Annotated in this window: 23 protein-coding genes and 2 pseudogenes; 14 read left to right on the top strand and 11 right to left on the bottom strand. The window is 73.0% G+C overall.

All coding sequences use genetic code 11. The features are described 5' to 3' along the window. Positions 1-124 precede the first annotated feature (124 nt). Positions 125-2,002: an ABC transporter ATP-binding protein gene (locus ACZ42A_RS29570; protein ID WP_468530359.1), complete on the top strand. Its 1,878-nt coding sequence runs from the start codon at positions 125-127 to the stop codon at positions 2,000-2,002. 21 nt (positions 2,003-2,023) lie between these two features. On the opposite strand, the pseudogene ACZ42A_RS29565 reads toward ACZ42A_RS29570, so the two are convergent. Both ACZ42A_RS29565 and ACZ42A_RS29560 read right to left on the bottom strand, forming a co-directional pair. After that, positions 2,024-2,278: pseudogene (locus ACZ42A_RS29565) on the bottom strand (hypothetical protein); the annotation flags it as partial. Further along, positions 2,275-2,426: pseudogene (locus tag ACZ42A_RS29560) on the bottom strand (fumarylacetoacetate hydrolase family protein); the annotation flags it as partial. The pseudogenes ACZ42A_RS29565 and ACZ42A_RS29560, both read right to left, overlap by 4 nt. A gap of 85 nt (positions 2,427-2,511) precedes the next feature. Between ACZ42A_RS29560 and ACZ42A_RS29555 the strand changes: the two are divergent. Next, positions 2,512-4,650, top strand: a complete 2,139-nt coding sequence (locus ACZ42A_RS29555; RefSeq protein ID WP_468530336.1) for a SpoIIE family protein phosphatase — start codon at positions 2,512-2,514, stop codon at positions 4,648-4,650. A 179-nt stretch (positions 4,651-4,829) separates the two neighbouring features. Here the strand turns inward: ACZ42A_RS29555 and ACZ42A_RS29550 are convergent, their stop codons facing one another. Next, positions 4,830-5,243 carry an SRPBCC family protein gene (locus ACZ42A_RS29550; protein ID WP_468530335.1) on the bottom strand — a complete coding sequence of 138 codons (414 nt, stop codon included), beginning with the start codon at positions 5,241-5,243 and terminating at the stop codon, positions 4,830-4,832. A gap of 175 nt (positions 5,244-5,418) precedes the next feature. On the opposite strand from ACZ42A_RS29550, the gene ACZ42A_RS29545 reads away from it, so the two are divergent. The 5 genes from ACZ42A_RS29545 (at position 5,419) to ACZ42A_RS29525 (ending at position 8,959) form a co-directional block, all read left to right on the top strand. Beyond that, complete coding sequence (locus ACZ42A_RS29545) at positions 5,419-6,282, top strand: nuclease (protein ID WP_468530334.1); 864 nt, start codon at positions 5,419-5,421, stop codon at positions 6,280-6,282. Between the two features lie 34 nt (positions 6,283-6,316). Continuing rightward, entirely contained in the window at positions 6,317-6,553 is a 237-nt protein-coding gene (locus ACZ42A_RS29540; protein ID WP_468530333.1) for a hypothetical protein, read from the top strand. 55 nt (positions 6,554-6,608) lie between these two features. Continuing rightward, positions 6,609-7,325: a TSUP family transporter gene (locus tag ACZ42A_RS29535; protein WP_468530332.1), complete on the top strand. Its 717-nt coding sequence runs from the start codon at positions 6,609-6,611 to the stop codon at positions 7,323-7,325. Between the two features lie 128 nt (positions 7,326-7,453). After that, positions 7,454-7,681 carry a hypothetical protein gene (locus tag ACZ42A_RS29530; RefSeq protein ID WP_468530331.1) on the top strand — a complete coding sequence of 76 codons (228 nt, stop codon included), beginning with the start codon at positions 7,454-7,456 and terminating at the stop codon, positions 7,679-7,681. Between the two features lie 60 nt (positions 7,682-7,741). Next, positions 7,742-8,959: a hypothetical protein gene (locus ACZ42A_RS29525; RefSeq protein WP_468530330.1), complete on the top strand. Its 1,218-nt coding sequence runs from the start codon at positions 7,742-7,744 to the stop codon at positions 8,957-8,959. A 29-nt stretch (positions 8,960-8,988) separates the two neighbouring features. On the opposite strand, the gene ACZ42A_RS29520 is transcribed toward ACZ42A_RS29525, so the two are convergent. The 6 genes from ACZ42A_RS29520 to ACZ42A_RS29495 form a co-directional block, all read right to left on the bottom strand. Then, complete coding sequence (locus ACZ42A_RS29520; protein ID WP_468530329.1) at positions 8,989-10,206, bottom strand: MFS transporter; 1,218 nt, start codon at positions 10,204-10,206, stop codon at positions 8,989-8,991. Positions 10,207-10,709: 503 nt separating this feature from the next. Further along, complete coding sequence (locus ACZ42A_RS29515; RefSeq protein ID WP_468530358.1) at positions 10,710-12,527, bottom strand: ABC transporter ATP-binding protein; 1,818 nt, start codon at positions 12,525-12,527, stop codon at positions 10,710-10,712. Between the two features lie 35 nt (positions 12,528-12,562). After that, positions 12,563-12,997 (bottom strand): lasso peptide biosynthesis B2 protein, encoded by a 435-nt coding sequence (locus tag ACZ42A_RS29510; protein WP_468530328.1) that lies wholly within the window; start codon positions 12,995-12,997, stop codon positions 12,563-12,565. Beyond that, on the bottom strand, positions 12,994-13,248 hold the full coding sequence (locus tag ACZ42A_RS29505; protein WP_468530327.1) for a lasso peptide biosynthesis PqqD family chaperone: 255 nt from the start codon (positions 13,246-13,248) through the stop codon (positions 12,994-12,996). Before ACZ42A_RS29505 ends, ACZ42A_RS29510 begins: the two co-directional genes overlap by 4 nt. A gap of 28 nt (positions 13,249-13,276) precedes the next feature. Next, positions 13,277-15,133, bottom strand: a complete 1,857-nt coding sequence (locus ACZ42A_RS29500; protein ID WP_468530326.1) for a lasso peptide isopeptide bond-forming cyclase — start codon at positions 15,131-15,133, stop codon at positions 13,277-13,279. 26 nt (positions 15,134-15,159) lie between these two features. Further along, complete coding sequence (locus ACZ42A_RS29495) at positions 15,160-15,270, bottom strand: keywimysin-related RiPP (protein WP_468530325.1); 111 nt, start codon at positions 15,268-15,270, stop codon at positions 15,160-15,162. 789 nt (positions 15,271-16,059) lie between these two features. Between ACZ42A_RS29495 and ACZ42A_RS29490 the strand changes: the two genes are divergently transcribed. The 4 genes from ACZ42A_RS29490 to ACZ42A_RS29475 all read left to right on the top strand — a co-directional run bounded on the left by ACZ42A_RS29490 (position 16,060) and on the right by ACZ42A_RS29475 (position 18,238). Continuing rightward, complete coding sequence (locus ACZ42A_RS29490) at positions 16,060-16,551, top strand: cupin domain-containing protein (RefSeq protein WP_468530324.1); 492 nt, start codon at positions 16,060-16,062, stop codon at positions 16,549-16,551. Positions 16,552-16,782: 231 nt separating this feature from the next. Beyond that, the gene (panD, locus tag ACZ42A_RS29485; protein ID WP_073944462.1) at positions 16,783-17,202 is read left to right on the top strand and encodes an aspartate 1-decarboxylase; all 420 of its coding nucleotides are present in this window, start codon (positions 16,783-16,785) and stop codon (positions 17,200-17,202) included. Positions 17,203-17,231: 29 nt separating this feature from the next. Then, on the top strand, positions 17,232-17,576 hold the full coding sequence (locus ACZ42A_RS29480; protein ID WP_468530323.1) for a GNAT family N-acetyltransferase: 345 nt from the start codon (positions 17,232-17,234) through the stop codon (positions 17,574-17,576). 17 nt (positions 17,577-17,593) lie between these two features. Continuing rightward, complete coding sequence (locus ACZ42A_RS29475; protein WP_468530322.1) at positions 17,594-18,238, top strand: aspartate/glutamate racemase family protein; 645 nt, start codon at positions 17,594-17,596, stop codon at positions 18,236-18,238. A gap of 415 nt (positions 18,239-18,653) precedes the next feature. Here ACZ42A_RS29475 and gndA read toward each other — a convergent pair whose 3' ends face one another. Then, positions 18,654-20,093 (bottom strand): NADP-dependent phosphogluconate dehydrogenase, encoded by a 1,440-nt coding sequence (gndA, locus tag ACZ42A_RS29470; RefSeq protein WP_468530321.1) that lies wholly within the window; start codon positions 20,091-20,093, stop codon positions 18,654-18,656. A 315-nt stretch (positions 20,094-20,408) separates the two neighbouring features. Here gndA and ACZ42A_RS29465 point away from each other — a divergent pair, with 315 nt between their 5' ends. Next, on the top strand, positions 20,409-21,599 hold the full coding sequence (locus tag ACZ42A_RS29465; protein ID WP_468530320.1) for a transglycosylase family protein: 1,191 nt from the start codon (positions 20,409-20,411) through the stop codon (positions 21,597-21,599). Here ACZ42A_RS29465 and ACZ42A_RS29460 read toward each other — a convergent pair. After that, the gene (locus ACZ42A_RS29460; protein WP_468530319.1) at positions 21,589-22,728 is read right to left on the bottom strand and encodes a DMT family transporter; all 1,140 of its coding nucleotides are present in this window, start codon (positions 22,726-22,728) and stop codon (positions 21,589-21,591) included. The genes ACZ42A_RS29465 and ACZ42A_RS29460 overlap by 11 nt on opposite strands. A gap of 209 nt (positions 22,729-22,937) precedes the next feature. Here ACZ42A_RS29460 and ACZ42A_RS29455 point away from each other — a divergent pair, with 209 nt between their 5' ends. Further along, a complete protein-coding gene (locus ACZ42A_RS29455) occupies positions 22,938-23,699 on the top strand; it encodes a (2Fe-2S)-binding protein (protein WP_468530318.1) in 762 nt (253 codons plus the stop codon). Positions 23,700-23,736: 37 nt separating this feature from the next. Next, positions 23,737-24,900, top strand: coding sequence for a glycogen synthase (gene glgA / locus ACZ42A_RS29450; protein WP_468530317.1), 1,164 nt, complete (start codon positions 23,737-23,739; stop codon positions 24,898-24,900). Positions 24,901-24,972 lie beyond the last annotated feature (72 nt).

Raw genomic sequence — 24,972 nt, 5'->3', positions numbered from 1 at the left:
CTCTCCGTACCGCCTCAACTGCGGGTTGCGCACGCGGGGACGCCGGCTTACGGACATCCGTCCGGCCGGGTCTCGACCTCTTGACCTCAATATTGGTCGAGGTTCTACCGTCGGCCTCATGAGCATGGAGACCACGGCGTGGACGCAGTTGCACAGCGTCCTCCACGCCCAAGAGGACCGCCGCCCCTTCGCCCGCGCCACCCTGCGCCGCATCGGCGCCTTCGCCCGCCCGCACCGCCGCCGTATCGCGCTGTTCGTGCTGCTCGGCGTGGCGAGCGCGCTGCTCGCCGTCGCCACCCCCGTGCTCGCCGGGCGGGTCGTCGACGCGATCGTGTCGGACGGCGACGAGGGCACCGTCGTCCGGCTCGCCCTGCTCATCGCGCTGATCGCGGTCGTGGAGGCGGCGCTCGGCATCCTCGCCCGGAGGCTGTCGGCGACGCTCGGCGAGGGGCTGATCCTCGATCTGCGGACGGCCGTGTTCGATCATGTGCAGCGCATGCCCGTCGCGTTCTTCACACGGACCCGTACGGGAGCGCTCGTCAGCCGTCTCAACAACGACGTCATCGGCGCCCAGCGCGCGTTCAGCAACACCCTGTCCGGGGTGGTCAGCAACCTGGTCACCCTGGTGCTCACACTCGCCGTGATGCTCACCCTGTCCTGGCAGGTCACCCTGCTCGCGCTGGTGCTGCTGCCGGTGTTCGTGGTGCCGGCGCGCCGGATGGGCCGCCGGATGGCCCGGATGCAGCGGGAGGCGGCCGCGCTCAACGCGGCGATGGGCACCCGGATGACCGAGCGGTTCTCCGCGCCCGGCGCCACCCTGGTCAAGCTGTTCGGGCGCCCCGAGGAGGAGTCCCGCGAGTTCGCCGACCGGGCCCGCCGGGTCGCCGACATCGGCGTCCGCACCGCGACCGCGCAGGCCGCCTTCATCACCGCCCTGACCCTGGTCTCCGCCCTCGCGCTCGCCCTCGTCTACGGACTCGGCGGCACCCTCGCCCTGCGCGGCACCCTCGAACCCGGCGCCGTGGTCTCCCTCGCCCTGCTGCTCACCCGGCTCTACGCCCCGCTCACCGCGCTCGCCGGCGCCCGCGTGGAGGTGATGAGCGCCCTCGTCAGCTTCGAGCGGGTCTTCGAGGTGCTGGACCTGAAGCCGCTCATCGAGGACCGCCCCGACGCCCGGCCGGTGCCCGACGGACCGGTCACGGTCGAGTTCGACGACGTCCGCTTCGGCTACCCGTCCGCCGACAAGGTCTCCCTCGCCTCCCTGGAGGAGGTGGCGACCCTCGACACCCGGGGCGGCGCCGAGGTGCTGCACGGCGTCTCGTTCCGCGCCGAACCCGGCCAGACCGTCGCCCTCGTCGGCTCCTCGGGCGCCGGCAAGTCCACGATCGCCCAGCTGCTGCCCCGGCTGTACGACGTCGACGCGGGCGCCGTGCGGGTCGGCGGCGTCGACGTACGCGACCTGAGCGCCGAATCCCTGCGCGGCACGCTCGGCATGGTCACCCAGGACGGCCACCTCTTCCACGACACGGTCCGCGCCAACCTCCTCCTCGCCCGCCCGGACGCCACCGACGACGACCTGTGGGACGCCCTGCGCCGGGCCCGCCTCGACGCCCTGGTGCACTCCCTGCCCGACGGCCTGGACACGGTCGTCGGCGAGCGCGGCTACCGCCTCTCCGGCGGCGAACGCCAGCGGATGACCATCGCCCGGCTGCTGCTGGCCCGCCAGCGGGTCGTCGTCCTCGACGAGGCCACCGCCCACCTCGACAACACCTCCGAGGCGGCCGTCCAGGAGGCGCTGACCGAGGCGCTGCGGGACCGCACCGCCATCGTGATCGCCCACCGGCTGTCCACGATCCGGGCCGCCGACCAGATCCTGGTCCTGGAGGAGGGCCGCATCGTCGAGCGCGGCACCCACGAGGAACTGCTGGCGGCGGACGGCCGGTACGCGGAGCTGTACCGCACCCAGTTCAAGGAGCGCGGCCCGGTCGCGGCGGCGGCGTGAACCGCGCTCCGTTCACCATGTCGACAGGCTGCGCAGCGCCCACTCGCTGGTCGCGTACGCGACGGGGCAGTGGGCGGTGAGCGCGGCGGACGAGCCGACGTCGACGACGGCCGACCCCGGCGGCGTCAGCGGGGCCAGGTGCCGGATGCCGGGCAGCGGCCCGGTGACGCTGACGGCGTGGACGCGGGCACCCTCCCGGGCGGGCGGGTCGGCCTCGGTGGCGCCCTGCCCGCGGGCCGCGCCGGTGACGACCACGACCTTGCCACGGAGCCTCACGGCCGCTCCCGGGACCGGCGCCGTCCGGGGGCAGCGGTAGGGGGTCGACGGCCGGCACCACGGTGGTGGAGACCGTACCGATGCCCTCCACGGTGAGGGTCACCGTGTCGCCGGGCTTCAGCGGCGGCGGAGTCCGCTCTGCGCGTACGCAACCGACCGCCCGTCCAAGATGGACCGCCCGCCCGGATCACGTGTCACGTGCCGTCGGGGGCTTACGGGCGTAGCGTCCCCCTATGGGCGGCATCACTGACGAACCGGCCACGGAGCACGACGAAGCCACCGAGCACGACGAACTGGATACCGCGTTCGCGGAGACGGTCCGCCACATCGGCGCGTCCATCGGCGCCCTCTACCTCCTCGCACCGGACGAGCGGGTGCTCTGCCTGGACCTGCTCTGCGGGGCGTCGGCCGAGCTGGCCGCCCCGTGGGCGAGGGTGCCGCTCGCCGCGCCCGCCCCCGTCGCCGAGGCGGCCCGCCGGAACCGCCTGGTGTGGGTGGGCAGCCAGGAGGAGATGGTCCACTCCTACCCGCGCACCGCGATGGCGCTGCCCTATCCCCTGGCCCTGGCCGCCGCCCCGGTCACCGGCGTCCGCCGGTGGGGGACCCTGCTGCTGATGTGGCCGGCCAACCGCCCCGCGTACATGACCGGACGGGAACGCCGGTACATCCAGGCCAGCTGCCGGAAACTGGCCCGGCTGCTGGAAGAGGGCAACGAGCGGGGCAGGGCCCCGGTGCGCCGCGGCGGTCCCCGCGTGGTCCCCGCCACCGCCCGCCGCGGCTCCGCCGGCCCGGTCATGGCTGCCGCCGACTTCATCGAACGCCTGCCCGGGGGCAGCTGCTCCCTCGACCTGGAGGGGCGCTTCACCTACCTCAGCTCCGGCGCCTGCGAGCTGCTGGGCCGCGACGCCGACCAGCTGCTCGGCACCCGGCCCTGGCAGTCCCTGCGCTGGCTCGACGACCCCACCTACGAGGATCGCTACCGGGCCGCGGTGCTCAGCCGCGAACCCGTTTCGTTCGTCGCCTGCCGCCCGCCGGACACCTGGCTGGAGCTGCACCTCTACCCGGACGCCAGCGGCATCAGCGTCCGTATCGTGCCCAGCGGCGCGCAGCCCCCGCCCGCCCCGGCACCCCGCCGGTCCACCCGCACCGTCACCCCGACCCGGGTCGGCCAGCTCTACCAGCTGATGCACCTGGCCGCCGCGCTCACCGAGGTCGTCGGCGTCCAGGACGTCATCGACCTGATCGCCGACCAGATCATGCCCAACTTCGGCGCCCAGGGACTGGTGCTGTCCTCCGCCGACGCAGGCCGGCTGCGCATCACCGGCTACCGCGGCTACACCCCGGAGGCCATCCAGCAGCTCGACGCCCTGCCCCTCGACACCACCCTCACCCCGGCCGGGCGGGCCGTCGGCACCGGCATCCCCGCCTTCTTCGCCAACCAGGAGGAGATGCGGCGGACCTATCCCAATGCCCCGATGATCAGCGGCAAACACGCCTGGGCCTTCCTGCCGCTGGTGATCTCCGGCCGCCCGGTCGGCTGCTGGGTCCTGTCGTACGACCAACCGCACGAGTTCCCGGCCGAGGAACGCGCCGTCATGACCTCCCTCGCCGGGCTCGTCGCCCACGCCCTCGACCGGGCCCGGCTCTACGACACCAAGCACGAACTCGCCCACGGCCTCCAGCAGGCGCTGCTCCCGCGCACCCTGCCCGCCGTCGACGGCCTGCGGGTCGCCGCCCGCTATCTGCCCACCACCCGCGGCATGGACATCGGCGGGGACTTCTACGATCTGATCCGGCTCGGCGACACCGCCGCGGCCGCCGTCATCGGCGACGTCCAGGGCCACAACGTCGCCGCCGCCGCCCTCATGGGCCAGGTCCGCACCGGCGTCCACGCCCACGCGACCGTCGGCACCGCCCCCGACCAGGTCCTCGCCGGGACCAACCGGCTCCTCGCCGACCTCGCCCCCGACCTGTTCACCAGCTGCCTCTACGCCCACCTCGACTTCGCCGGCCGGCGCGCCACCCTGGCCAGCGCGGGCCACCCGCCCCCGCTGCTGCGCCTCCCCGACCGCACCACCCGGCCCGTCGACGTCACGCCCGGACCGCTCCTCGGCATCGACCCCGACGCCGTGTACCCGGTGACCGAGATCGCGCTCACCCCGGGCCTGATGCTGCTCTTCTACACCGACGGCCTCATCGAGAAGCCCGGCGCCGACCTCGACGACTCCATCGCCCGCCTCGCCCGCCATCTCGCCGAGGCCGACGACCGGGACCTGGACGCCCTCATCGACGAACTCCTGCGCAGAGAGGGCACCACCGGCCAACGCGCCGACGACATCGCCCTCCTCGTGCTGCACCACGGAAGCCGCTGACCGGCCACCGCTCACGCACGCCGACTCACCCGCCGCCACCGCGGCCGCGCCTCACCGCCCCGCCGCCCCGCGACGCGGCACAGCGCGGACACACCCTCCGCACCCGGTCCGCCGCGCCGCCGGGCTCGGGAGAGATGCCGTACGACGTGAGGCGTGCCATGACGGCGACGGCCCGCGGATCAGCCGGCCGGGTTGTCGACCCGCAGCCGCACCTGCTCCTCCAGCCGGCGCAGACTGCTGTCCAGGGCGTCGCGCACGACCTGCTCGCCCGGATCATGGCTGTCGTCGAAGAACGACAGGTGCACGGTCACCTCGCTGGCCCCGCTGCCGATCCCCGCGACCTGGAGCCAGCCCGCGTAGCTGCCCTGGTCACGTGTGCCCCACTCCAGCCGCATCTGCTCGGGCCGGGTCCGCAGCAGCGCGGAGGTGTCCTCGTCGGTACGGTCCTCGTGCACCGTGACCGCGGGCAGCTCCTCCGCCGCCACATGCAGCTCGGACGGCAGCCAGGTGTCCAGCTGCCCGACATTGGCGGCCTGATCGAAGACCTGCTCCGGCTGCGCGGGCATCGTGCGGGAACGTTCGTACTCGGTCATCGCGGCACCGTCCTCGGCTCGGGGTCGTACAGCGGACCGCGTGCCCGGCTTGCCCGGAAATAAGCGTGGGAGGGCCCGAGGAGACCCGAAGGTGCGGAACGCGGGCGGCGGACGCAGCATGGAAGAAGGGAGGGAGAGGGGCCGGGGGACTTCCATCCGCAGCTGAGGAGTCGTCATGCCCATGCTGCTCATCCAGGGCTTCTACGATGTCAAGGACTCGCAGCCGGACGGCGACACGGTCCATTTCACGGCCGCCGACCCGGCCGAGTGGACCCTCGTCGGCGGCGGACGCGGACGCGCGGTCGAACACAGCGCGACGGGCCGCGCCGCACTGCGGCTCGAAGCGGTCGACGCGCTGGAGACCCACTACGGCTCGAACCGTGACCACCAGCCACTTCCCTTCGCCCACGCGGCACGTGACGAGCTGTTGAGCTGGCTCGGCTTCGCCGACGTCCAGCGCCGCCCCGACGAGACGGTCACCGCCACCACACCGGCCACGGTCCCCGGCTTCGTCCTCACCCGCGGCGCCGACGTCCACGGCCGCTGTGTGGCCCTGGCGGGCCGCGGTGCGCCGCCCGGCACCAGCGGTATGGAGATCGACGTCGACGAAGGCGTCCTGCAGACGACGGTCAACCACCGCCTGGTCAGTTCCGGCCTGGCGTACCCGACGTTCTATCGCAGCCTGTTCACCAGCCTGCGCAGGGAGTTGACCAGGGTCGCCCAGGAGGCCCGGTCGGCGGGTCGGGGCCTGTTGCCGAACGATGTCACCACGACCGGAGCCAAGATCACCGGCCCGGCCTCGCTCACCGACGACGTCGTCATCCTGCCCAAGCTGTTCCGCCGGCTGGTGGACTACCTCAGGCTCGGCACCATGCCCCTCACCTGCTTCCCCGCCTACCTGGCCGGCGTGGAGGACCGCTTCTCCGTGCTGTCCACGGGCGAGCGCTGCACCGGCCTGCACCGCATCGTCGAGGTCTCCAACGGCGAGACGGTGAGGATGACCCATCGGGCCGAGGACCTGCTCTTCGAGGACGCCTGACCCCGCGCCACCCGACCTCTTCCGGAGCCGCACCATGCCCAGGGCGTACCTCCTGATCGACGTCGACCCCGCCCACCCCGACGCGGCGACCCGCCTGGCCCAGCACAGCCTGCGCAACTGCCTTCTGCTCGTCCACACCTTCCACCCGGACGAAGTCGTCGCCCACCTGGCCGCCCAGGAGGCGGCCGACCTCAACGTCGCGCTGACGGAGCTGATGTCCGAGGTGGCCGGCGTACGCCGCATCACGGTGCTCGGTCTGGCCACGCCATGAAAGAAGGGGCGTGCTGTACCGCGCACTTCGCGGGCCGGCCGACTGAGGGGCACCGATGGAGCCGTATCTGATTCCGGTCGTGTTCTTGGCGGTGGCTGCCGCTTTCACCCTCTCCGCCTCCGCGGGATTCGGCGGCAGCCTGATTCTCGTTCCCACCCTGGCGCTCGTGCTCGGCACCAAGTCCGGGGTGGCGCTGGCGGCGCTGCTGCTCGCCGCCAACAACCTGGTCAAGGTTTTCGCGTATCGGAAGACACTGCCGTTCCGGAAGGCCTTCGTCGTCATCGCGCTGGTCGCCGTGGGCACGTATCTGGGGGCCAGACTGCTGGTTTCCGCGCCCGAGCGGGCGGTGACCATCGCCGTCATCATCGGCTTCGCCGCAGCGTTCGTGGTCGAATCGCTGGATCTCACCCGCTGGCGCCGGGTGAGTTCCCCGGTCATGGCGTTCGCCGCCGGGGCGACCTCCGGGTTCAGCGGCACCTCCGGACCCCTCAAGGGGCTGGCCGTCCGCGGGCTCGGCCTGGACCGTCTGCACCTCGTCGGCGCGCTCTCCCTGACCTCTCTCGTCGGCGACGCCACCAAGACCGCCGTATGGACGGACGCCGCACTGCTGACGGGCGGCGATTACCTTGTCGCTCTGGCATGTGTGCCGCTGATGCTCTCCGCCACATTTCTCGGCAGGAGATTCAACGCGGAAATCGGCGAGCGCGGTTACACCGGACTATTCTGGACCGTGATGGTGGGATACACGGGGCGTCTGGTGGCAGGCCTTTGACGGTGGGCACCGTTGACGGCGCAATAACTGAAGCACCAACCTGTGAAATGCGAATCAATCACATATTCGCCGAAAATTTCAAAGATTTCCGCATGCCGGCGAATAGTCCAGAATTGAGGAGACGGCACATGTCGAACGAACAGCGCGGCACGGGCCCTGAGTACACCGCTCAGGACGCCTCGGTGGCCCACGCCGGACCGGCCCAGTCGCTGCCCGAGGGGCTGACGGACGAGGCGGCCGGCGAGACGCCGACCGATGAGCAGCTCGACAGGCGCGAGAAGAGGTTCACGAAGCCTCGCAAGCCGATGGGCCCCACGCAGGGCCAGGCGCCCGAGACCGTCCCCGAAGAGCCGTGACCGGCGGCCCCGCGTGACTGCGGGGCGCACCGACGCAGCTCGCCAAGGAGCGCAGCAACGATGGCGAACGTTCAACTCATCAACAACATCGGCCTCGACGACTCGGTCACCGGCACCCGGACGAGCACGGTCAACGAACCCACGGTCGCCTCGGCCAACAGCAACATCTTCTTCACCGGCAACTGGATGGCCGCCGGCAGCGCCGACGACGGCAAGAACTGGACGACCATCGACCCGTTCACCGCACTGCCGTCGGCCGCCGCGGGCTTCTGCTGCGACCAGATCGTCCTCCACGATCCCAGCCGCAACATCTGGATCTGGATCCTTCAGTACATCGCGCACCCGGGCGGCAACAACGTCTTCCGGGTCGCCGTCGCTCCCGGTACGAGTCCGACGACCTGGCACTGGTGGGACTTCAGCCCCGTCGACCTCGACCCCACCTGGACGAACCTGTGGTTCGACTACCCGGACGCGGCGTTCAGCAACAACCACCTGTACGTGACCTTCAACGTGTTCAACGCGTCCGACAGGTTCGAGCGCGCGGTGGCCTTCAAGATGCCCCTCGACGCGCTGCGCGCCGGATCCGGCCTGACGTACCAGTGGTGGACGACGGTGCAACACGGTTCCCTCCGGCTCACCCAAGGGGCCACGGACAGCATGTTCTTCGCCAGCCACGACCGGGCCAGGACGCTGCGGGTCCACGGCTGGCCGGACAACTCCAACACGGTGGGCTCCTTCGACGTCCAGGTGAGCCCGTGGAGCTCCGGTCCGTACAGCGCCCCGGGACCCGACGGCGCGGACTGGATCGCCCGCGTCGACTCGCGGATCACGGGCAGTTGGGTCAGCGGCACCCGTGCGGGCTTCCTGTGGACCGCGGCGGCCAAGACCGGCCGGCCGATGCCCTACGTCAAGGGCGCGGTCGTCGACGTCACCACCCAACTGCTGGTGGAGGAACCCGAGATCTGGAACGCGGAGTCGGCCTTCGCCTATCCCGCGGCCTGCCCGAACGCCGCGGGTGTCGTCGGTGTGTCGCTGGCCTTCGGCGGCGGCCCCCGGCATCCCTCGCACGTCGTGGGCTTCCGCGACGGCGGCGAGTGGCGCCTGGTCGTCGCGCGCGCGGGGACCGACGGCCCGGCAGACGACGCGTGGGGCGACTACGTCAGCTGTCGCCGGCACCACCCGAACTCCGCCGAATGGGTGGCCGCGGGCGTCACCCTGCAGGGCGGCAGGGACCGGCGTCACGTCGAGCCGCAGTACGTGCACTTCGGCATCAGCTGAAGCCCCCGCCCCCCGGTTTCCCGCGGCCGTCAGCTCCCCAGCCTGCGCGCGCTGACGGCCAGCCCGGCCAGCGCCGGCAGCATCCAGGCCGCCAGATACGCGAAGGCGACGGTCGGTGAGACGGCCGTCCAGAGGACCCCGGCCACCGTGGAGGCGGCGAGGTTGCCGAAGGACTGCACGGCGGCGAGCATGCCGAAGGCGGAGCCGCGCAGCCCCTCGGGGGCGAGGGCGGCGACCGCCGAGTGCTGGGCGGTCTCGACCGCGCCGATTCCGGTCCCGGCCAGGACGAACGGGACGGCCAGGAACACGACGGCGGCGGCGTCGACGGCCAGCAGGCCGTAGGAGAAGGCGAAGGCGGCCACCCCGGCGGCGAGGACCAGCACCGGGCCGCGCCGGCCCAGACGGTCGGCGAGCCGGCCGGCGGGTACGGAGGCCAGTGACGCGGCGATGTTGTACGCGGTGTAGAGGCCGAGCGCGGTCGTGGTCGCCGCCTTCGCGCCGTGCTCGGGTTCGAGCAGCTCGGAGGCGCGCAGGATCAGCAGGGTCGCGGCGACGTTGCCGAGCTCGAAGGCCGCCACCGCGGCCATCAGCCGGCCGAGGTCGCCCCTCAGCACCGGCCTGATCCGGATCCTCAGCGGCACCCGGGCCCGGCTGGTGGGGCGGGGGATCCGGCGGATCGCGTAGACGATCGCGGCAGCGGCCAGCAGGCCGGGGATGACGGAGAGGGCGATCGCCCAGGTGACGCCGAGCCAGGCGACCAGTCCGAGGGCCACCAGGGGGCCGAAGATCGCACCCAGGTTGTCCATCATCCGCTCGAAGCCATAGGCACGTCCGTACGCCCCCGCGGGGACGATGTCCGCCAGGAGCGCGTTGCGGGAGGGCACGCGCAGGCCCCGGGCGGTCCAGGCCGCCGCCCGCAGCACACCGACCTGCCAGACGGCGGTCGCCCCGGCGGTCGCGGCGCCGAACACGGCGGTGGCCGTGTACCCGCCGACGGCGACCTTGCGACGCCGCGACGGATCGTCCGCCAGCGCGCCCCCGCCGAACCTGGCCGCACCGGCCAGGGCGTCGGAGACCCCCTCGATCGCACCCAGCGCCGCCGCCGGGGCCCCGAGGGAGGTCAGCAGCGACGGCAGCAGGGCGGTGGGGATCTCGTGACCGACGTCGGCGAGCAGGCTGGCGGAGCCGATGCCCCTGACACCTGGGGTGAGCCAGCGGCTCCCGTCGGGCGGCACGATGTCGTTCATGCCCGGCAGTCTGCCGGGTCCGCCCACTCCTCCGTCACCTCGCCCCCGGCGACCGCGTGTCCGCCGATCCGCTGACCACGACGGAATCCTCGTCGGCGCCTGCCCGGGGCGATGGCCCGTGCCACCGACGCCACGACAGTGGTGCGCACCGCCGCCGAGCGGCCGAGAGCCGTCCTTCGACGTGGACGATCTCGACGGAGAGGAGAAGCGAGCGCTCTCCCTGGGCGCGACGTGCTGGAGCGGACGGACCAGCTCCGCCCGGAGGCCAACTGGCGGGTCTACGCGGACCCGGCCGGCCATCCGTTCTACCTCTGCCTCCACTGAGTCCATCGCGGGCGAACCGCCCGCCGGCGGGGGCCAGCGGTGGCGGCGCGCCGATCCGCGACCTCGGCACCCGTCCGGGCCGCCCGGCGAAGAAGCCCGCAGGACCGCTGAGGCCCGCAAGATCGCGGCGGCGCGTGCCGCGGCCCGGGTACGCAGGGGCCGCTGAACAGGTCGGTGGATCACCGCTTGCCGCTCTCCGAGGCACGGCTGCGCAGGACGTGTGTGGCGGCCAGTTCGCGGTAAGCCGGGCTCGTGGCGAGAAGTTCGTCGTGCCGGCCGGAGGCCACCGTACGGCCGTCCTCCAGGACGACGATCCGGTCGGCGTGCTGCACGGTGGAGAGGCGGTGCGCGATGACGAGGACCGCGCAGTCCTGGGTGACGGCGCTCAACGCCTGGGTGAGCGCCTTCTCGTTGACGGCGTCCAGATGCGAGGTGTGCTCGTCGAGAAGGAGCAGCCGTGGACGGGCGAGCAGGGCGCGGGCCAGGGCGACGCGCTGGCGTTCCCCCGCGGAGAGGGTGCCGCCGTGGTCGCCCAGTCTGCCGTCCAGGCCGCCGGGCAACCGCTGCACCACGTGGTCGAGCCGGGTCAGCCGTACGACGCGGAGGATGTCGTCATCGGTGGCGTCGAGGGCGGCGTAGGTGATGTTCTCCCGGAGTGTGCCCTCCAGTACGTGGGTGTTCTGGTCCACGAGGGCGATGCCCGCGCGGCACTCCTGGCGGCTCAGGGTTGTCGCCGGGCGGCCGTCGAACCGGATGGTCCCGGCGTCGGGGTCGTAGAGACGGGCGACCAGTGAGAAGAGTGTGCTCTTGCCGGCTCCTGAGCGGCCGACGATGGCCACGAGTCCGTGGCGTGGCACGGTGAGGGTCGCCCCGCGCAGGACGGGCCGGTTCGGTACGTAGGCGAAGCGGATGTCCGTCAGTTCCAGCGCGGGCGCCGGACGTTGCCGCGTGGCCGGCGATGTGCCGGGGACCGCGTGGCGGGGCTGCTGTGCGGGTTCCTCGGGGAGGGCGAGGGCTTCCTCGATCCTCAGGTACGCGCCCGTGCCGCGCTGGATCAGGCCGATGGCGCGGAACACCGACGACAGGGGCATGACCAGGTACGACGCGTACAGCAGGAAGGCGACGAGGTCCCCGAGGGAGTCCGTTCCCCCGCTCCCCACCCGCATGCCCCCGACGACCAGGACGAGCAGGAACGAGCCCTGGACCGCGAGTTCGACGGCGCTGCTCATGACCGCGGCCAGCTTCGCGGCCCGTACGCCCGACCGGTAGGCCGAGTCCACCCGCTCGCCGATGCGGCGCGCCTCACGTTCCTCGGCCCGGTACACCCGTACCACGGGCAGTGCGCCGAGGGCTCGCTCCAGTTCCGCGGCGATGGCGCCCACGGAGGACTGCATGTGCTCCGACGCCACCCGCATGCCTTTCAGGAGGGTGGTGACGACGGCTGCGGCGAGGGCGACCGTCGCGACGACGAGGAGCAGCAGCAGTGGGTCCAGCCACAGCATCAGCAGCAGCGCCCCGGCCGAGACGAGACAGCCGGTGAGGAGGTCGACGAGTGCCTGCGACACGACGTCCCGCAGCAGGGTGGTGTCCGCGGTGACGCGGGAGACCAGGTCGCCGCGGCGGCGCCGGTCCACCTCGCGCATCTCCAGCCGCAGCAGCCGCGAGACGAGTCCGTGACGCACCATGCGGACCACGCCCTCGCCCATGCGGTCCAGCAGGAACCGGCCGGTCGCTCCCGCGGCGGCCTCGGCGACGAAGAGTCCGGACAGCAACAGCAGGAACGGCCACAGCACCTCACCGCGGGCGCTGGAGTCCACGACGTGCTTGGCGACGAGCGGCTGGGCGAGTCCCAGAGCCGACGCGGCCAGGGTCAGCCCGGTTGCCACGGCGATGCTGGGCCGGTGGCCGGACGTCAGACGGAACAGGGCGGCGACCGAACCTCCCGTCGTCCGCTCCGCGGGCGGTACGGGCCGCCCCGCTTCGTCGCCCGGCCGGATACCGGCCGGGGTGTCGTCCGAGATGACCGTGTCGCTCACGTCCCCGCCCGCCGCGCCGGGGCCACCGTCACCAGCCGCGCGAAGTAGTCGTCCGGGACGCCTTCCCCCACGGGGCGGCCGTCGGCCTCGATCCAGGCATGGGCGGAGAACGGCGGTACTTTGCGCACCCCGGTGCACCAGGTGGGCCAGGCACCGTACATCCGGCACAGCAGGGCGGCCCCCAGCGAGCGCGGCAGGCAGCCGCGTGGCCCCGCGCAGCGCAGGCTGACCGCGCACATCGCCTCACGGGCTGCCGCGGCTTGTGCGGGGGTGGCGGGCCGAGCGCCGCGGCGTGCCAGCTCCAGTACGGCACGGATGTGACGCGGCGGCAGGAACGACAGGGCCAGCGCGGGTACCAGGACGAGGCGGGCAGCCAGCCGCCGGGCGAGGGGGACTCCGGTGGGCCGGTCCAGGGCACTGGGCGTGGTCATGAGATCAGCCCCGCGTCCCGGAGGTCACGTACCAGTGCCGTCACGTCCTGTGCCGCGCGGTCGCGGTCGATGTCGAACTGCGCGACGAGCGCGGCGACGGCGGCTGTCTCGTCGCCGCCGTCCATGAGTGTCCTCACCACCAGCGCGCCCGTGGGGTTGAGTTCCCAGTACTCGCCGGTGCGTTGGTCGAGCAGTACCGTTCCGTACTGGGTGTCCGCGGTGGAGACGTCGGAGTTGAATCGGAGCTTCATACGGTCGGCGCCTTTCTGCTGTCGTCCGTCATCCGACGGCGGATCCCGGTTGCGGTGCGCGGTCCCGGGAGCGCAGCCACACCTCGCACGCGATGGTCGAGTAGAGGATCGCGTCGCGCAGGCCGGGGGCGGAGGGCCGCTGCGCGAGCCGGCGCAGTTCCTCGCCGTCCACCAGGCCGAGGCGTTCGAGCCGGGAGTCGGTCCACAGGGTCATCAGGTCGCCCCGGTGGCGACGCAGCCCGTCCGACGCGTCCATCGACGCCTCGGCCTTGTTGGCACGCCGCAGGCACTCGTCCGGGACGACTCCGCGCATCGCCTCGGTGAGCAACGGTTTGTACTGCCACGGGGTGACGCGTTCGTCCGGACGGACCGCCAGGCACGCCTCGATCACCCGGTCGTCGAGGTACGGCGACGCCATCGGAAGTCCCGCTCGGGTCGCCATCCGCTCCCACTGACGGATGATGCGCGTGCAGGTGCGGATCAGCTCCAGGTCGGTGTGCAGGCCACGGTCCGGGTGCAGCGGCTCGGCTTGCGCGGCCGAGTCCAGCAGGGCTTGGCGGGCCAGCCGTTCCGTCTCGGGGGTCATCCAGGGAAACAGGCGGGGCGACATCCCCCAGCCGAGGCTCCCGGTCACCGAGGACGCCGGCATCGGAGTGCGCAGATGGTGGACGGAGTGCGCCAGCCAGTCCCGGTACGTGCGGGAATCGGCGAGGGCACGCGCCGTCGCGCCGAGCGGCCAGTTCCACAGGGCGCGGAAGCCGCGCAGTTGGCGCAGTGCGAACAGCGGGTGGGTGCGCAGCAGCCGGTGGTAGTACGCCTCCGAGCACCAGGCGACGTGGTCGCCGCCGATGCCGGTGAGGTGCACCCGGCTGCCGCGTTCGGCCAGCCAGGGCAGGTGCTGCAGGACACGGGAGCGGTCCATCACCCCGATGGTCGGCTCGTCGAGCAGGTCGTCGATGCCGAGCAGGTCCGAGTAGACCAGGGCCGACGCGTCCGCGTCCCAGACGACGTGGTCGACCTTGGGCAAGTGGTCCGCCGCCTGCCGGGCCCAGGCCAGGTCGGTGTCCGCGGGGTCCCGTCCGGGCCAGGTCGCCGCCACTACGGAGGCGGTGGAGCGGGCGGCCAGGAAGCAGACGGAGGTGGAGTCCAGTCCGCCGGACAGGTCGCAGCTGACCACGCCGCCCTGCCGGGTCCGGACGTCCACGGCCTCGGCCAGTGCTTCGCGCACGGCCGGCGCGCCCTGTGTGAGGGTGCGGGTCGGCTCCGGGGGCTGCCACCAGCGTGATCTGCGGACCCGGTGTCCGTCCGCCGAGATGAGCAGGGCGTCCTCCGGGGAGACCGCGTCGACTGCCTGCCAGACCGAGGTCTCGTACAGCGGATGCGGCACGGGCCACAGGAGCCGGACGGCCAATTGGCCGGTGTCCGGCCTGCTCCCCAGGGCCGTGGCGAGCAGGTCCGCGCTCGTCGCGGCCACGTGGACACCGCCGATCCGCGCGTGGAAGACCAGCCGCAGACCGGAGGCGGTGCCCTGCACCCTGAGCTGCCCGTCGTGGGTGGCGACCAGGTGGAAACTGCCCGGCAGGGACCGGGCCAGGACGTCGAGTTCGGAGAGGTCACGCATGCGGGCGGCCTGGCGTTCGAGCTGCCGCCGGTCGGCCGCACACCAGCCGATGGCGGCGAGGGCCGTTGTGCCGGCCCGGACCGTGGTCATCTCCGTGCCGGACCAACGGCCGATGAGCCAGGGCCGGCCCGAGGCGTGGGCCAGGACGCGGGTACCGGGGTGGCGGAAGAAGCGGGCCGCGGCGGCCGCCTCCGCGCAGTCGGGAAAGACCGCGAAGTGGGCGTCGCCACGGCCCGGTTCCGCGCTCTCATGCATTCCGGACATGGAGTCGCGTCACGTGCCGGTCGCCGTCAGTTCTTGCTGAGGATCAGACGGTCGTTGCCGCTGCGCTGCAGCAGCCCGGTCTTCTCGCGGAACGACCCCAGCCGGACGAGCGTCGGGGCCTCATACGCCTTCTTCATGTCATCACCTCGATGTGAGCGGTGCCGTCGGCCTCCTTGCGGCCGGCGGCTGTGTCACCAGCTAGCGGGGCGGCACGTGACACGAGCAAGACGCGCGGCATAAGTCATATCAGCAGACCTTATGGGCTTGATGTGGCGACATTCGCCCTGCCGGAGGCCTCTGTCGCATGCGAAGGGGGGTGGCGTAGGGAGGCGATTGAGCAGCGGAGACCTTCTGACCTGCACAGGCGGTCGGCGTACCGGCCAGGGTGGTGGAGGGCCGTGCACCCTCGGTGTGAGGGCGCCGCCCGGCGCACTGCATGCCGGGAATGCAACAGCCCGCAGGGCGCGGGTGCAGTGCGTCGGTGCCGCAGGGGGAGGCGAGCGCCGCCTCCTGCTGCGGTGCAGCTGCGCTCGGTCGGCGGAGCGGTCAACGACACACCACCCATGGCCTTCGCAGGCCGTGGTCGGCCGACCACGGGACCGACCGGGTCAGTCGTGATCTCCTGGCGCGGATCGAGGCGGCGGAGTGACGAGAGCAGCCTTCACGGGTGTCGCCGGTCCATGGTCCGCCCCCCTCACCCACTGGGCCCGCGCCGAATTGCCCACGCAGCCTCCGCGGCGAGACGCTGAAGGAGTTCCGGCACGGCGCCGAGTCCGCGTGACATCAAAAGGGCGGCCGCCCGGAGGCCTGCATGCCGCGCCTTCCGCACGGCCGGGTACGCACCGACTGCCGCCGATTCGGAGCTCCACCCACCGGAACGCCGCGCAAGGACACGTGGCGCCCCAAGTGATCAGCGAAGGACTGCCATGAACCTCAGCACCTCAGCGACCGGCGTACTGGGGCCGGACGAGGGCGAAGCACTCTGGGCCTTCGGATGCCTGCTGACCTTCAAGGCGACGGCGGGGCAGACCGGAACGCACGCCATCGTGGAACTGCTCGGCCGCCCGGTGTTCAACACGCCGCTGCATATCGCACCGCAGGACCCCGCCAGCGTCTACGTAACCCAGGGAGTCCTCACGTGCGTCGTCGGGGACCAGCCGCCGCGTGCCATGCCGGCCGGCTCGTTCGTCCACATTCCCGCCGGGGTGCCCCACGCCCTCCGTGTCGAGCCGGACACGGCACGAGTGCTCATCGTGTGCACGCCGCAGCACGAGAAGTTCTACCGCGCCGCAGGAGAACCCGCGCCGGCCCGCACACTCCCTCCCCTCGACGACCCGCGAAGCCAGATGGACATGGAGCGGGTCGGCAAAGCCGCGGAGCAGTACGGAGTCGAGATCATCGGGCCGCCCATCAGCTGACCGCCTCGCCCGCGCCCCGCCACCTGTGGGTCGTATGACGTGGCGAGCGTCACGAAGGTCTGCCAGGGCAGTTGCGTACGCTGGTCCCGGCCGTTCGCGAGGGCAGCCCGCTGGGCGTGAGGACGTCATCGAGCACCGCAGCTGCCCGGACACGCCACTCGCTGTAAGGTGTGGAAACAGCCCTTGACCTGCAAAAACGCAGGCAGGGAGCCTAGATCCGGGAGTATCTCGATGCTGCGCACCATGTTCAAGTCCAAGATCCACCGCGCCACCGTCACCCAGGCCGACCTGCACTACGTGGGATCGGTGACCATAGACGCGGATCTCCTCGACGCCGCCGACCTGCTCCCCGGTGAGCTGGTGCACATCGTCGACATCACCAACGGCGCCCGGCTGGAGACGTACGTCATCGAGGGCGAGCGCGGCTCGGGGGTCGTCGGGATCAACGGGGCCGCGGCCCACCTCGTCCATCCCGGAGACCTGGTGATCATCATCAGTTACGCTCAGGTCACCGACGCCGAGGCGCGGGCGCTGAAGCCCCGGGTGGTGCACGTGGACCGCGACAACCGGATCGTGGACCTCGGCAGCGACCCGGGGGAGCCGGTGCCGGGCTCGGACCAGCAGCGCAGCCCGCAGGCCGTACGGGCCTGACGGCCTGACCGAGGACCAGGAGCGTGCCCATGGGTGACATCGAGATCCGCGACGACCGGGCGGCGGGCCGCCTGGAGGCCCTCGGGGAGGGCGAGGTCGTCGGGCATATCGAGTACTTCGTCCTCGACGCGCCGGCGCGCGCCCTGGTCCCCGTCCACACCATCGTGGAACCGGCCCACGAGGGGAAGGGCATCGCGGGCTCGCTGGCGCGTGAGCTGTACGTCATTGCCGCCCGCGAGGGCGTTCCCGTCGCCCCCCTCTGCCCGTACGTCGTGAAGTGGGCCGAACGCCACCCCGACGAGGCGCCCCCGGCCGACCCCGAGCTGCTGCACGCGGCGAAGAAGTGGCTGGCGGCGCACCCCGAGCGGTTCTGAGCCGGGGCAGCCGTCACGTGCTCGCTCTGCTGCACACCTCGCCCGTCCACGTCCCGGTCTTCGACGCCCTGCGCGACGCCGACCGGCCGGGGCTGGAGCTGCGCCACCTGGTCCGCGAGGACCTGCTGGACCGGGCCCGGCGGGACGGCCCCGCGGCGGTGGCCGACGAGGTGCGGGACGTGGTGGCGCGGGCCGCCGGTGACGGGGCCCGCGCCGTGCTGTGCACCTGCTCGACCATCGGCGGCGTCGCGGAGGCGGCCGCCGCCGGGGCCGGGGTGCCGGTGCTGCGGGTCGACCGGCCGATGGCGGCCGCCGCGGTGGCCGCCGGCCCGCGCGTCGTGGTGCTCGCCGCACTCGAGAGCACGTTGCGGCCGACCGCCGAGCTGATCGAGGAGGAGGCTCGCCGCGCCGGACGTCCCGTCGCGGTGCGGACCGTGCTCGTCGACGGCGCCTGGGAACGCTTCGAGGCCGGCGACACCGACGGCTACGTACGACGGGTGGCGGCCGCAGCCGACGCGCTGACCCCCGCCGACGCCGACGCGATCGTCCTCGCCCAGGCCTCCATGGCACCGGCCGAGCGGCTGACGGCGACCTCCGTGCCGGTCCTGTCCAGCCCCCGTCCGGGCCTCGTCGCGGCCGCCGAGGCGGCGCTCGCCGGGTGAGGCCACCTGGACCGGCCTATTGACGCCCCTGGGTGAGTGCCGGACCGGACGCCGGGTAGGTGGGGGAGTAGTCCAGAGCCACCGTTCACCGACTGGCTGGAGGACACCGTGACAAACCCCTACCCGGATCCCGTACAGCCCCCGCCGACCCCGGGCCCGGATCCCACGCACCCGGAGCCGCCCCCCAACCCGGTGCCGACCCCCGAGCCGCCGCCCGGCCCGGAGCCGACCCCTCCGCCGCCGGCCCCCGGACCGCCGCCGGGACCCAGCCCCGTCCCCGAACCCAACCCCTCCCCGATCCCTCCAGGCCCGGAGCCGGTCCCGAACCCGGAGCCCGGCCCTCCCCTGAGCTGAGCAAGAGAGACGAAAGCGGTGGGCACGTCCTGAAGGACACGCCCACCGCACCCACCTCAGGCTAGGCGGACACCTCCGACCGATCCCCACCCCACAGCGTGTGGAACGAACCCTCCCGATCCGTCCGCCGATACGTGTGCGCCCCGAAGAAGTCCCGCTGCCCCTGCGTCAGCGCCGCGGGCAACCGCTCCGCGCGCAGCGCGTCGTAGTACGCCAGCGCCGCCGCGAACCCGGGCGTCGGCACGCCCTGCCGGGTCGCGGCGACCAGCACGTCCCGCCAGTCGTCCTGCGCCGCCGCGATCTCCTGCGCGAACGTCTCGTCGGAGAGCAGGCTCGGCAGGTCGGGACGGGCGTCGTAGGCGGCGCGGATCCGGTCCAGGAACGCCGCGCGGATGATGCAGCCGCCCCGCCAGATGGAGGCGACCTGGCCGAGGTCGATGCTCCAGCCGTACTCCTCGCTGCCCGCGGCGATCTCGTGGAAGCCCTGGGTGTACGACACGATCTTCGAGGCGTAGAGGGCCTGCTCCACCCGGTCCGCGAAGGCCGCCGCCTCCGCCTCGCCCAGCGGCGACGGCGTCGGGCCCGCCAGCCCGCGCGAGGCCTCGCGCAGCGCCCCGTGGCCGGACAGGGACCGCGCGAAGACCGCCTCCGCGATGCCGGAGACCGGGACGCCCAGGTCGAGGGCGATCTGGACCGTCCAGCGGCCGGTGCCCTTCTGCTCCGCCTGGTCCACCACCACGTCCACGAACGGCTTGCCCGTCGCCGCGTCCACGTGCGACAGCACCTCGGCGGTGATCTCGATCAGGTAGGAGTCCAGGCGGCCGGTGTTCCAGGTGCGGAAGATCTCCGCGATCTGCGCGGGGGAGTACCCGGCGACATCGCGCAGCAGCTGGTACGCCTCGCCGATCAGCTGCATGTCGGCGTACTCGATGCCGTTGTGCACCATCTTCACGAAGTGCCCGGCGCCGTCGGGACCGACGTGCGTCACGCAGGGCGCCCCGTCCGCCGCCTTGGCGGAGATCTTCTCCAGCATGGGGCCCAGGGACTCGTACGACTCCTTCGAGCCGCCCGGCATGATGCTCGGGCCGAGGAGCGCGCCCTCTTCGCCGCCGGAGATGCCGGTGCCGACGAAGTGGATGCCCCGCTCGCGCAGTTCGCGTTCCCGGCGCCGGGTGTCGGCGAAGTGCGCGTTGCCGCCGTCGATGATCATGTCGCCCGGCTCGAGGAGCGGGGCGAACTCCTGGATCACGGCGTCGGTCGGCTCACCGGCCTTCACCATGATGACGAGACGGCGGGGCCGCTCCAGCGCCGCCACGAACTCCTTGGCGGTCTCGGCCGCGATGAACTCACCCTCGCCTCCGAACTCCTCCACCAGCGCGTGGGTGCGCGCCGAGGTCCGGTTGTGCACCGCGACCGTGTAGCCGTTGCGCGCGAAGTTGCGGGCGAGGTTGCGGCCCATGACCGCGAGTCCCGTGACGCCGATCTGGGCTGACGTGCTCATACGCTTGGCTCCTAGCTGTCCGGATATCGGGTGGTGCCGGTTGTGCTCGGCGTGGTGCCTGCGGCCATCCTGACGTGCCGGTCCGTCGATCGCACACCCGGGTTCCCCGTGCAGGGGGTGTCGGCAGATACGGGCGGGGAGGGCGGGGTGCTCAGTTCGCCGGGGCGGCGGCCGGCCAGACACTCTCTGACGTCCTGTCAACGTCCTTTCATCCGGGGTCACAAGCCCGGCGCGAGGCGGCTGATTGCTGTCTTGTCATGGCCTGTTCCGCGCGCTTACTTTTGGCCCTCCTGACGCATGTCGAGGGGGCTCTTCATGGCCGTACGCGGCCGGCACCGCCGGTATCAGCCGAACAGGATCAACCGCGCCTCACTCACCGTCACGGCGGGCGGGGCCGGGATGGCCCTCCCGTTCGTCGGTACCGGTGCCGCCCAGGCGGCCGACGTGGCGACCTGGGACAAGGTCGCCGCCTGCGAGTCGAGCAACGACTGGAACATCAACACCGGCAACGGCTACTACGGCGGACTCCAGTTCAGCCGGTCCACCTGGGAGGCCTACGGCGGCACGGCCTACGCGCCGCGCGCGGATCTGGCCACCAAGGACCAGCAGATCGCCGTCGCCGAGAAGGTGCTCGACGGGCAGGGCCCCGGGGCCTGGCCGGTCTGCTCGCAGGAGGCCGGGCTCAGCCGGGGCGGCGACAGCCCCGGCGTCCGGCCGGACGCCGGCACGTCGGCCCAGCCCGCTCAGGCCCAGCCCGCTCAGACCCGGCCCGCGCAGCGCCCGGTCGCGGACGTCCAGCCGCAGACCACACCCCAGTCCCGGGCCGGCCAGGCCGAGATGTACACCGTGGTGCGCGGCGACACGCTCTCCGCGATCGCCGAGGAGCAGCGCGTCAAGGGCGGCTGGCAGGGCCTGTACGCGGCGAACCGCACGACCATCGGGGCGGATCCCGACCTGATCATTCCCGGGCAGCGGCTCAGCCTGCGCGGCAAGCCGTCCGGCACCACGACGACGACCGCGTCCGAGCCGAAGAAGGAGCCCGAGGCGGCGTCCTCCGGCGCGACGTCCGGTTCCCACACCGCCGCCCCGGAGCGGGACGAGGACACGCTGGTCGCCCCCGTGAGCGGGTCCCTCGGCACGCCGTACCGGGCCACGGGCTCCAGCTGGTCCAAGGGCTACCACACCGGTGTCGACTTCCCGGTGCCCACGGGGACCTCGGTGAAGGCCGTCGCGCCGGGCCGGGTGGTCAGCGCGGGCTGGGGCGGCTCGTTCGGCTACGAGGTGGTCATCCGGCACGGCGACGGCCGCTACACCCAGTACGCCCATCTGTCGGCGATCGCCGTCAAGGCCGGGCAGACCGTGGGCGGCGGCCAGCGCATCGGCCGCGCGGGCTCCACCGGAAACAGCTCGGGCCCGCACCTGCACTTCGAGGTGCGGACCGGGCCGGGGTTCGGCACGGACGTCGACCCGGTCGCCTATCTCCGGGCCGGCGGCGTCAGGATCTGACCCGCGCGCGGTGCCGGTCCAGGACGGGCAGCGGCACGTAGGAGGCGCCGTACAGGGCGGTGTGGTACGGCGTGTACGGGAGCGGACCCACGCCGGCCGGCGCCCGGTTCTCGTGCCCGCCCTCCGTCCCGGACACCGTCTCTTCCCGGAGAGGCGCGGGCTCGTCGGGGAGGCCGGTGCGCGGCTTCGGCACGGGCACCGGGGCCGCAGGGGCGGGCTCGGGCACCGGTGCGGGCACGATCGCCTCGGGAGCGGGCATCCCGGCAGCCTCGGGCAGCGCCTCGATGCGGGTCTCGTCGTGGGCGATGCGCTCGGTGGTCAGCAGGATCAGGCCGCCCGCCGCGACCACACCGCAGCTCAGGGCGAGCACGGTGCCCGTGGTGCCGTAGCGGAAGGTTTCGCCGAACATCGTGATGCCGACCGCGGCGGCCACCACCGGGTTCACCACCGTCAGCGTGGCCAGCGGGGCGGCGAGCCCGGCGCCCCGGTAGGCGGCCTGGGACAGCAGCAGACCGGCCGTGGCGAGCACGCCGATCGCGGCCAGGGACGGCACATCCGCCGCCGACACCCCGCCGGTCCAGTCGACCGCGACCGTCTTGGTGAAGACCGAGGAGATGCCGAACGCGATACCGGACGCGGTCGCGAGGAGCATCGCGCGCACCGCCGGGTGCCGGTGCGCGGCGCGGCCCGCGATCATCAGGGCGACCACCGCGCCGGAGGTCACCAGGAAGACGGCGAGCTGCTGCGGCCCGCCCAGCGACTGGGTGTCGGCCGCGCCCACCAGGGACAGCAGTCCGGCCAGACCCACGGTCGCCATGACGGCGCCCCGCCAGGCGGTCGCCCCGGCCCTGCGGCCCACGAACAGCGCCGCCATGGGCAGCGCGAAGACGATGGTGAGCGCGCCGAGCGGCTGCACCAGGCTCAGCGGGCCGTAGGCCAGCGCCACCACGTGCAGCAGCCCGCCCAGGCCGTTCAGCGCCACCGCCGCCCACCAGCCCGGCCGGCGCAGCGGCGCGTACTGCTGCCCGCCCGGCGAGGACACCGCGACGCGCTCCTGCACGATCGCCCCGCCCGCGTAGGCGACGGCGGACACGAGCGAGAGCAGGACGGACAACGCGAGGGCGCTCATGAGCTGCTCCTCTGCGTGAGGCGGGGGCGCGGGGCCCGGCGCGGCAAGCGGTCGGCTTCCATGCCAACACGATGCCCCGCCGACCTGTTCCGCGTCGTCGTACTTGAGCACGCAATGCGTACTACTGCCGATGGAGTACGCACCGCGCGCAGTCATCCCCAAGGGGGGCGCCGACCGGCGGGGCCCCCGGGAGCGCATCCCCGGGGGGCTTGGTAGTACTGCTCCTCGTGGACCTCGACCCCGGACTCGCCGCCCTCCGCCCGCTCGGCGGCTTCTTCCTCCTGCGTGCCGCCGTGGCCCCGCCCCGACCGCTGCCGACCCTCGCGGAGGTATACGCCGGCGGGGCCTCGGACGTTCACGGCGATCCCCTGGAGTTCCGCGTCCGGAAGGTCGCCGGAGCGCTGCGCGCCCCCGAGCCGCGGATCGCCGCCTCCGTGGCCCACCTGGGGCTCGCCGCCCGCCTCTGGTCCGCCGCCCTCGGCTGCGCCGCGCTGTACGGCCGCCTCCCCGACCTCGACCCGGGGCTGCTCCACTGGGACCCCGACGGCAGCGCCCCGGACGACCTGTGGCTCCCCGAGGTCCGCCCGGCGGAGCGGGCGGCCGACGCGACCGCACTCGCCGACGCCGTGCTGCACGGGCACCTCGTCCCGCTGGCCGCCGCCCTGCGCGCCCGGCACCGGCTCGCACCCGGCCTGCTGCGCGGCAACGCCGCCTCGGCGCTGGCCGGCGCCGCCCGTACGCTGGACCGGTGGGCGGGGGAGCGCGGCCGTACGGACGCCGCCGACCGGGCCCGCGCCCTGACCGCCGAGCTGTTCGCCCACCCGTTCCTCGCGGACACCGGCACCCTCACCGGCACCGCCTTCCGGCGCCGCAGCTGCTGCCTCTACTACCGGGTGCCCGGCGCCGGAGTCTGCGGCGACTGCTGCTTCACCCGGCCCCCGCGGTCTTCCCCGCGCGCCGCATCTGGGTGACCATGAGGGAACCAGCCGCTGAGACAGGGGGTCGCGGGTGCGTGTGGGACTGCTGACCCGGGAGTACCCGCCGGACGTCTACGGCGGCGCGGGCGTCCATGTGGAGTTCCTGGCCCGGGAGTTGCGGTCCCTGGTCGACCTGGAGGTGCACTGCTGGGGCGAGGTCTCCCGCGCGGAGCGGGCGGCGGGCGTCGTACGCCACCGCCCCTGGTCCGCCCTCGACGGCGCCAACGACGCGCTGCGCACCTTCTCCGTGGACCTCGCCGTCGCCGCCGCGCTGGAAGGCCGCGACCTCGTCCACTCCCACACCTGGTACGCCAACCTGGCCGGCCACCTCGCCAAGCTCCAGTACGGCGTCCCGCACGTGCTCACCGCCCACTCCCTGGAGCCGCTGCGGCCCTGGAAGGCCGAGCAACTGGGCGGCGGATACGCCCTGTCGAGCTGGGCCGAGCGCACCGCGATCGAGGCCGCCGACGCGGTGATCGCCGTCTCCGGCGCCATGCGCGAGGACGTCCTCGCCTGCTATCCGGCGCTGGACCCGGCCCGGGTGCACGTGGTCCACAACGGCATCGACACCGAGCTGTACCGGCCCGACCCCGGCACCGACGTGCTGCACCGCCTGGGCGTGGATCCCGCCCACCCCTATGTGCTCTTCGTCGGCCGCATCACCCGTCAGAAGGGCGTGCCCCACCTGCTGCGCGCGGTCCGGGACATCGACCCGGCCGCCCAGGTCGTGCTGTGCGCGGGCGCGCCGGACACCCCCGAGATCGAGCGGGAGTTCCGCGAGCTGTACCAGGAGCTGAGCCGGGCGCGCGAGGGCGTGCACTGGATCCCGCGGATGCTGCCGCGCCCGGAGGTGATCCAACTCCTCACCCACGCCGCCGTGTTCGTCTGTCCGTCGGTCTACGAGCCGCTCGGCATCGTCAACCTGGAGGCGATGGCCTGCGGCACGCCCGTCGTGGCCTCCCGGGTCGGTGGTATCCCGGAGGTCGTGGCGGACGGCAGGACCGGCCTCCTGGTGCCCGTGGACGACGACTTCGAAGGGGGCCTCGCCCGGGCCCTGGACGGGGTGCTCGGCGATCCGGAGGGCGCCCGGCGGATGGGCGAGGCGGGGCGGGAGCGTGCGGTCGGCGAGTTCGGCTGGGACACGGTCGCCCGGCGCACGGTCCGGCTCTACGAGCGGGTCGTCGACGGGACGTAGTACGCCGGAACGATCCTCCAACAGGATTGTTCCGATCAGTGCACGGGCAGGCATGCGGCAACCAGCGTGAGG

It is taken from the genome of Streptomyces sp. NPDC030838 (assembly GCF_055572035.1).
Note: the sequence above shows the minus strand (reverse complement) of the source record. Positions and strands in the feature narration are given on the sequence as shown.

Excerpts from the sequence above, each read along its gene's own strand:
- ACZ42A_RS29545 (WP_468530334.1), top strand. The coding sequence starts at position 5,419 with ATGCCCATGCTGCTCATCCAGGGCTTCTACGATGTCAAGGACTCGCAG.
- ACZ42A_RS29520 (WP_468530329.1), bottom strand. The coding sequence starts at position 10,206 with ATGAACGACATCGTGCCGCCCGACGGGAGCCGCTGGCTCACCCCAGGT.
- ACZ42A_RS29510 (WP_468530328.1), bottom strand. The coding sequence starts at position 12,997 with ATGACCACGCCCAGTGCCCTGGACCGGCCCACCGGAGTCCCCCTCGCC.
- ACZ42A_RS29535 (WP_468530332.1), top strand. The coding sequence starts at position 6,609 with ATGGAGCCGTATCTGATTCCGGTCGTGTTCTTGGCGGTGGCTGCCGCT.
- ACZ42A_RS29500 (WP_468530326.1), bottom strand. The coding sequence starts at position 15,133 with ATGTCCGGAATGCATGAGAGCGCGGAACCGGGCCGTGGCGACGCCCAC.
- panD (WP_073944462.1), top strand. The coding sequence starts at position 16,783 with ATGCTGCGCACCATGTTCAAGTCCAAGATCCACCGCGCCACCGTCACC.
- ACZ42A_RS29480 (WP_468530323.1), top strand. The coding sequence starts at position 17,232 with ATGGGTGACATCGAGATCCGCGACGACCGGGCGGCGGGCCGCCTGGAG.
- ACZ42A_RS29530 (WP_468530331.1), top strand. The coding sequence starts at position 7,454 with ATGTCGAACGAACAGCGCGGCACGGGCCCTGAGTACACCGCTCAGGAC.
- ACZ42A_RS29525 (WP_468530330.1), top strand. The coding sequence starts at position 7,742 with ATGGCGAACGTTCAACTCATCAACAACATCGGCCTCGACGACTCGGTC.
- ACZ42A_RS29490 (WP_468530324.1), top strand. The coding sequence starts at position 16,060 with ATGAACCTCAGCACCTCAGCGACCGGCGTACTGGGGCCGGACGAGGGC.
- ACZ42A_RS29495 (WP_468530325.1), bottom strand. The coding sequence starts at position 15,270 with ATGAAGAAGGCGTATGAGGCCCCGACGCTCGTCCGGCTGGGGTCGTTC.
- ACZ42A_RS29460 (WP_468530319.1), bottom strand. The coding sequence starts at position 22,728 with ATGAGCGCCCTCGCGTTGTCCGTCCTGCTCTCGCTCGTGTCCGCCGTC.
- gndA (WP_468530321.1), bottom strand. The coding sequence starts at position 20,093 with ATGAGCACGTCAGCCCAGATCGGCGTCACGGGACTCGCGGTCATGGGC.
- ACZ42A_RS29570 (WP_468530359.1), top strand. The coding sequence starts at position 125 with ATGGAGACCACGGCGTGGACGCAGTTGCACAGCGTCCTCCACGCCCAA.
- ACZ42A_RS29550 (WP_468530335.1), bottom strand. The coding sequence starts at position 5,243 with ATGACCGAGTACGAACGTTCCCGCACGATGCCCGCGCAGCCGGAGCAG.
- ACZ42A_RS29540 (WP_468530333.1), top strand. The coding sequence starts at position 6,317 with ATGCCCAGGGCGTACCTCCTGATCGACGTCGACCCCGCCCACCCCGAC.
- ACZ42A_RS29465 (WP_468530320.1), top strand. The coding sequence starts at position 20,409 with ATGGCCGTACGCGGCCGGCACCGCCGGTATCAGCCGAACAGGATCAAC.
- ACZ42A_RS29555 (WP_468530336.1), top strand. The coding sequence starts at position 2,512 with ATGGGCGGCATCACTGACGAACCGGCCACGGAGCACGACGAAGCCACC.
- ACZ42A_RS29505 (WP_468530327.1), bottom strand. The coding sequence starts at position 13,248 with ATGAAGCTCCGATTCAACTCCGACGTCTCCACCGCGGACACCCAGTAC.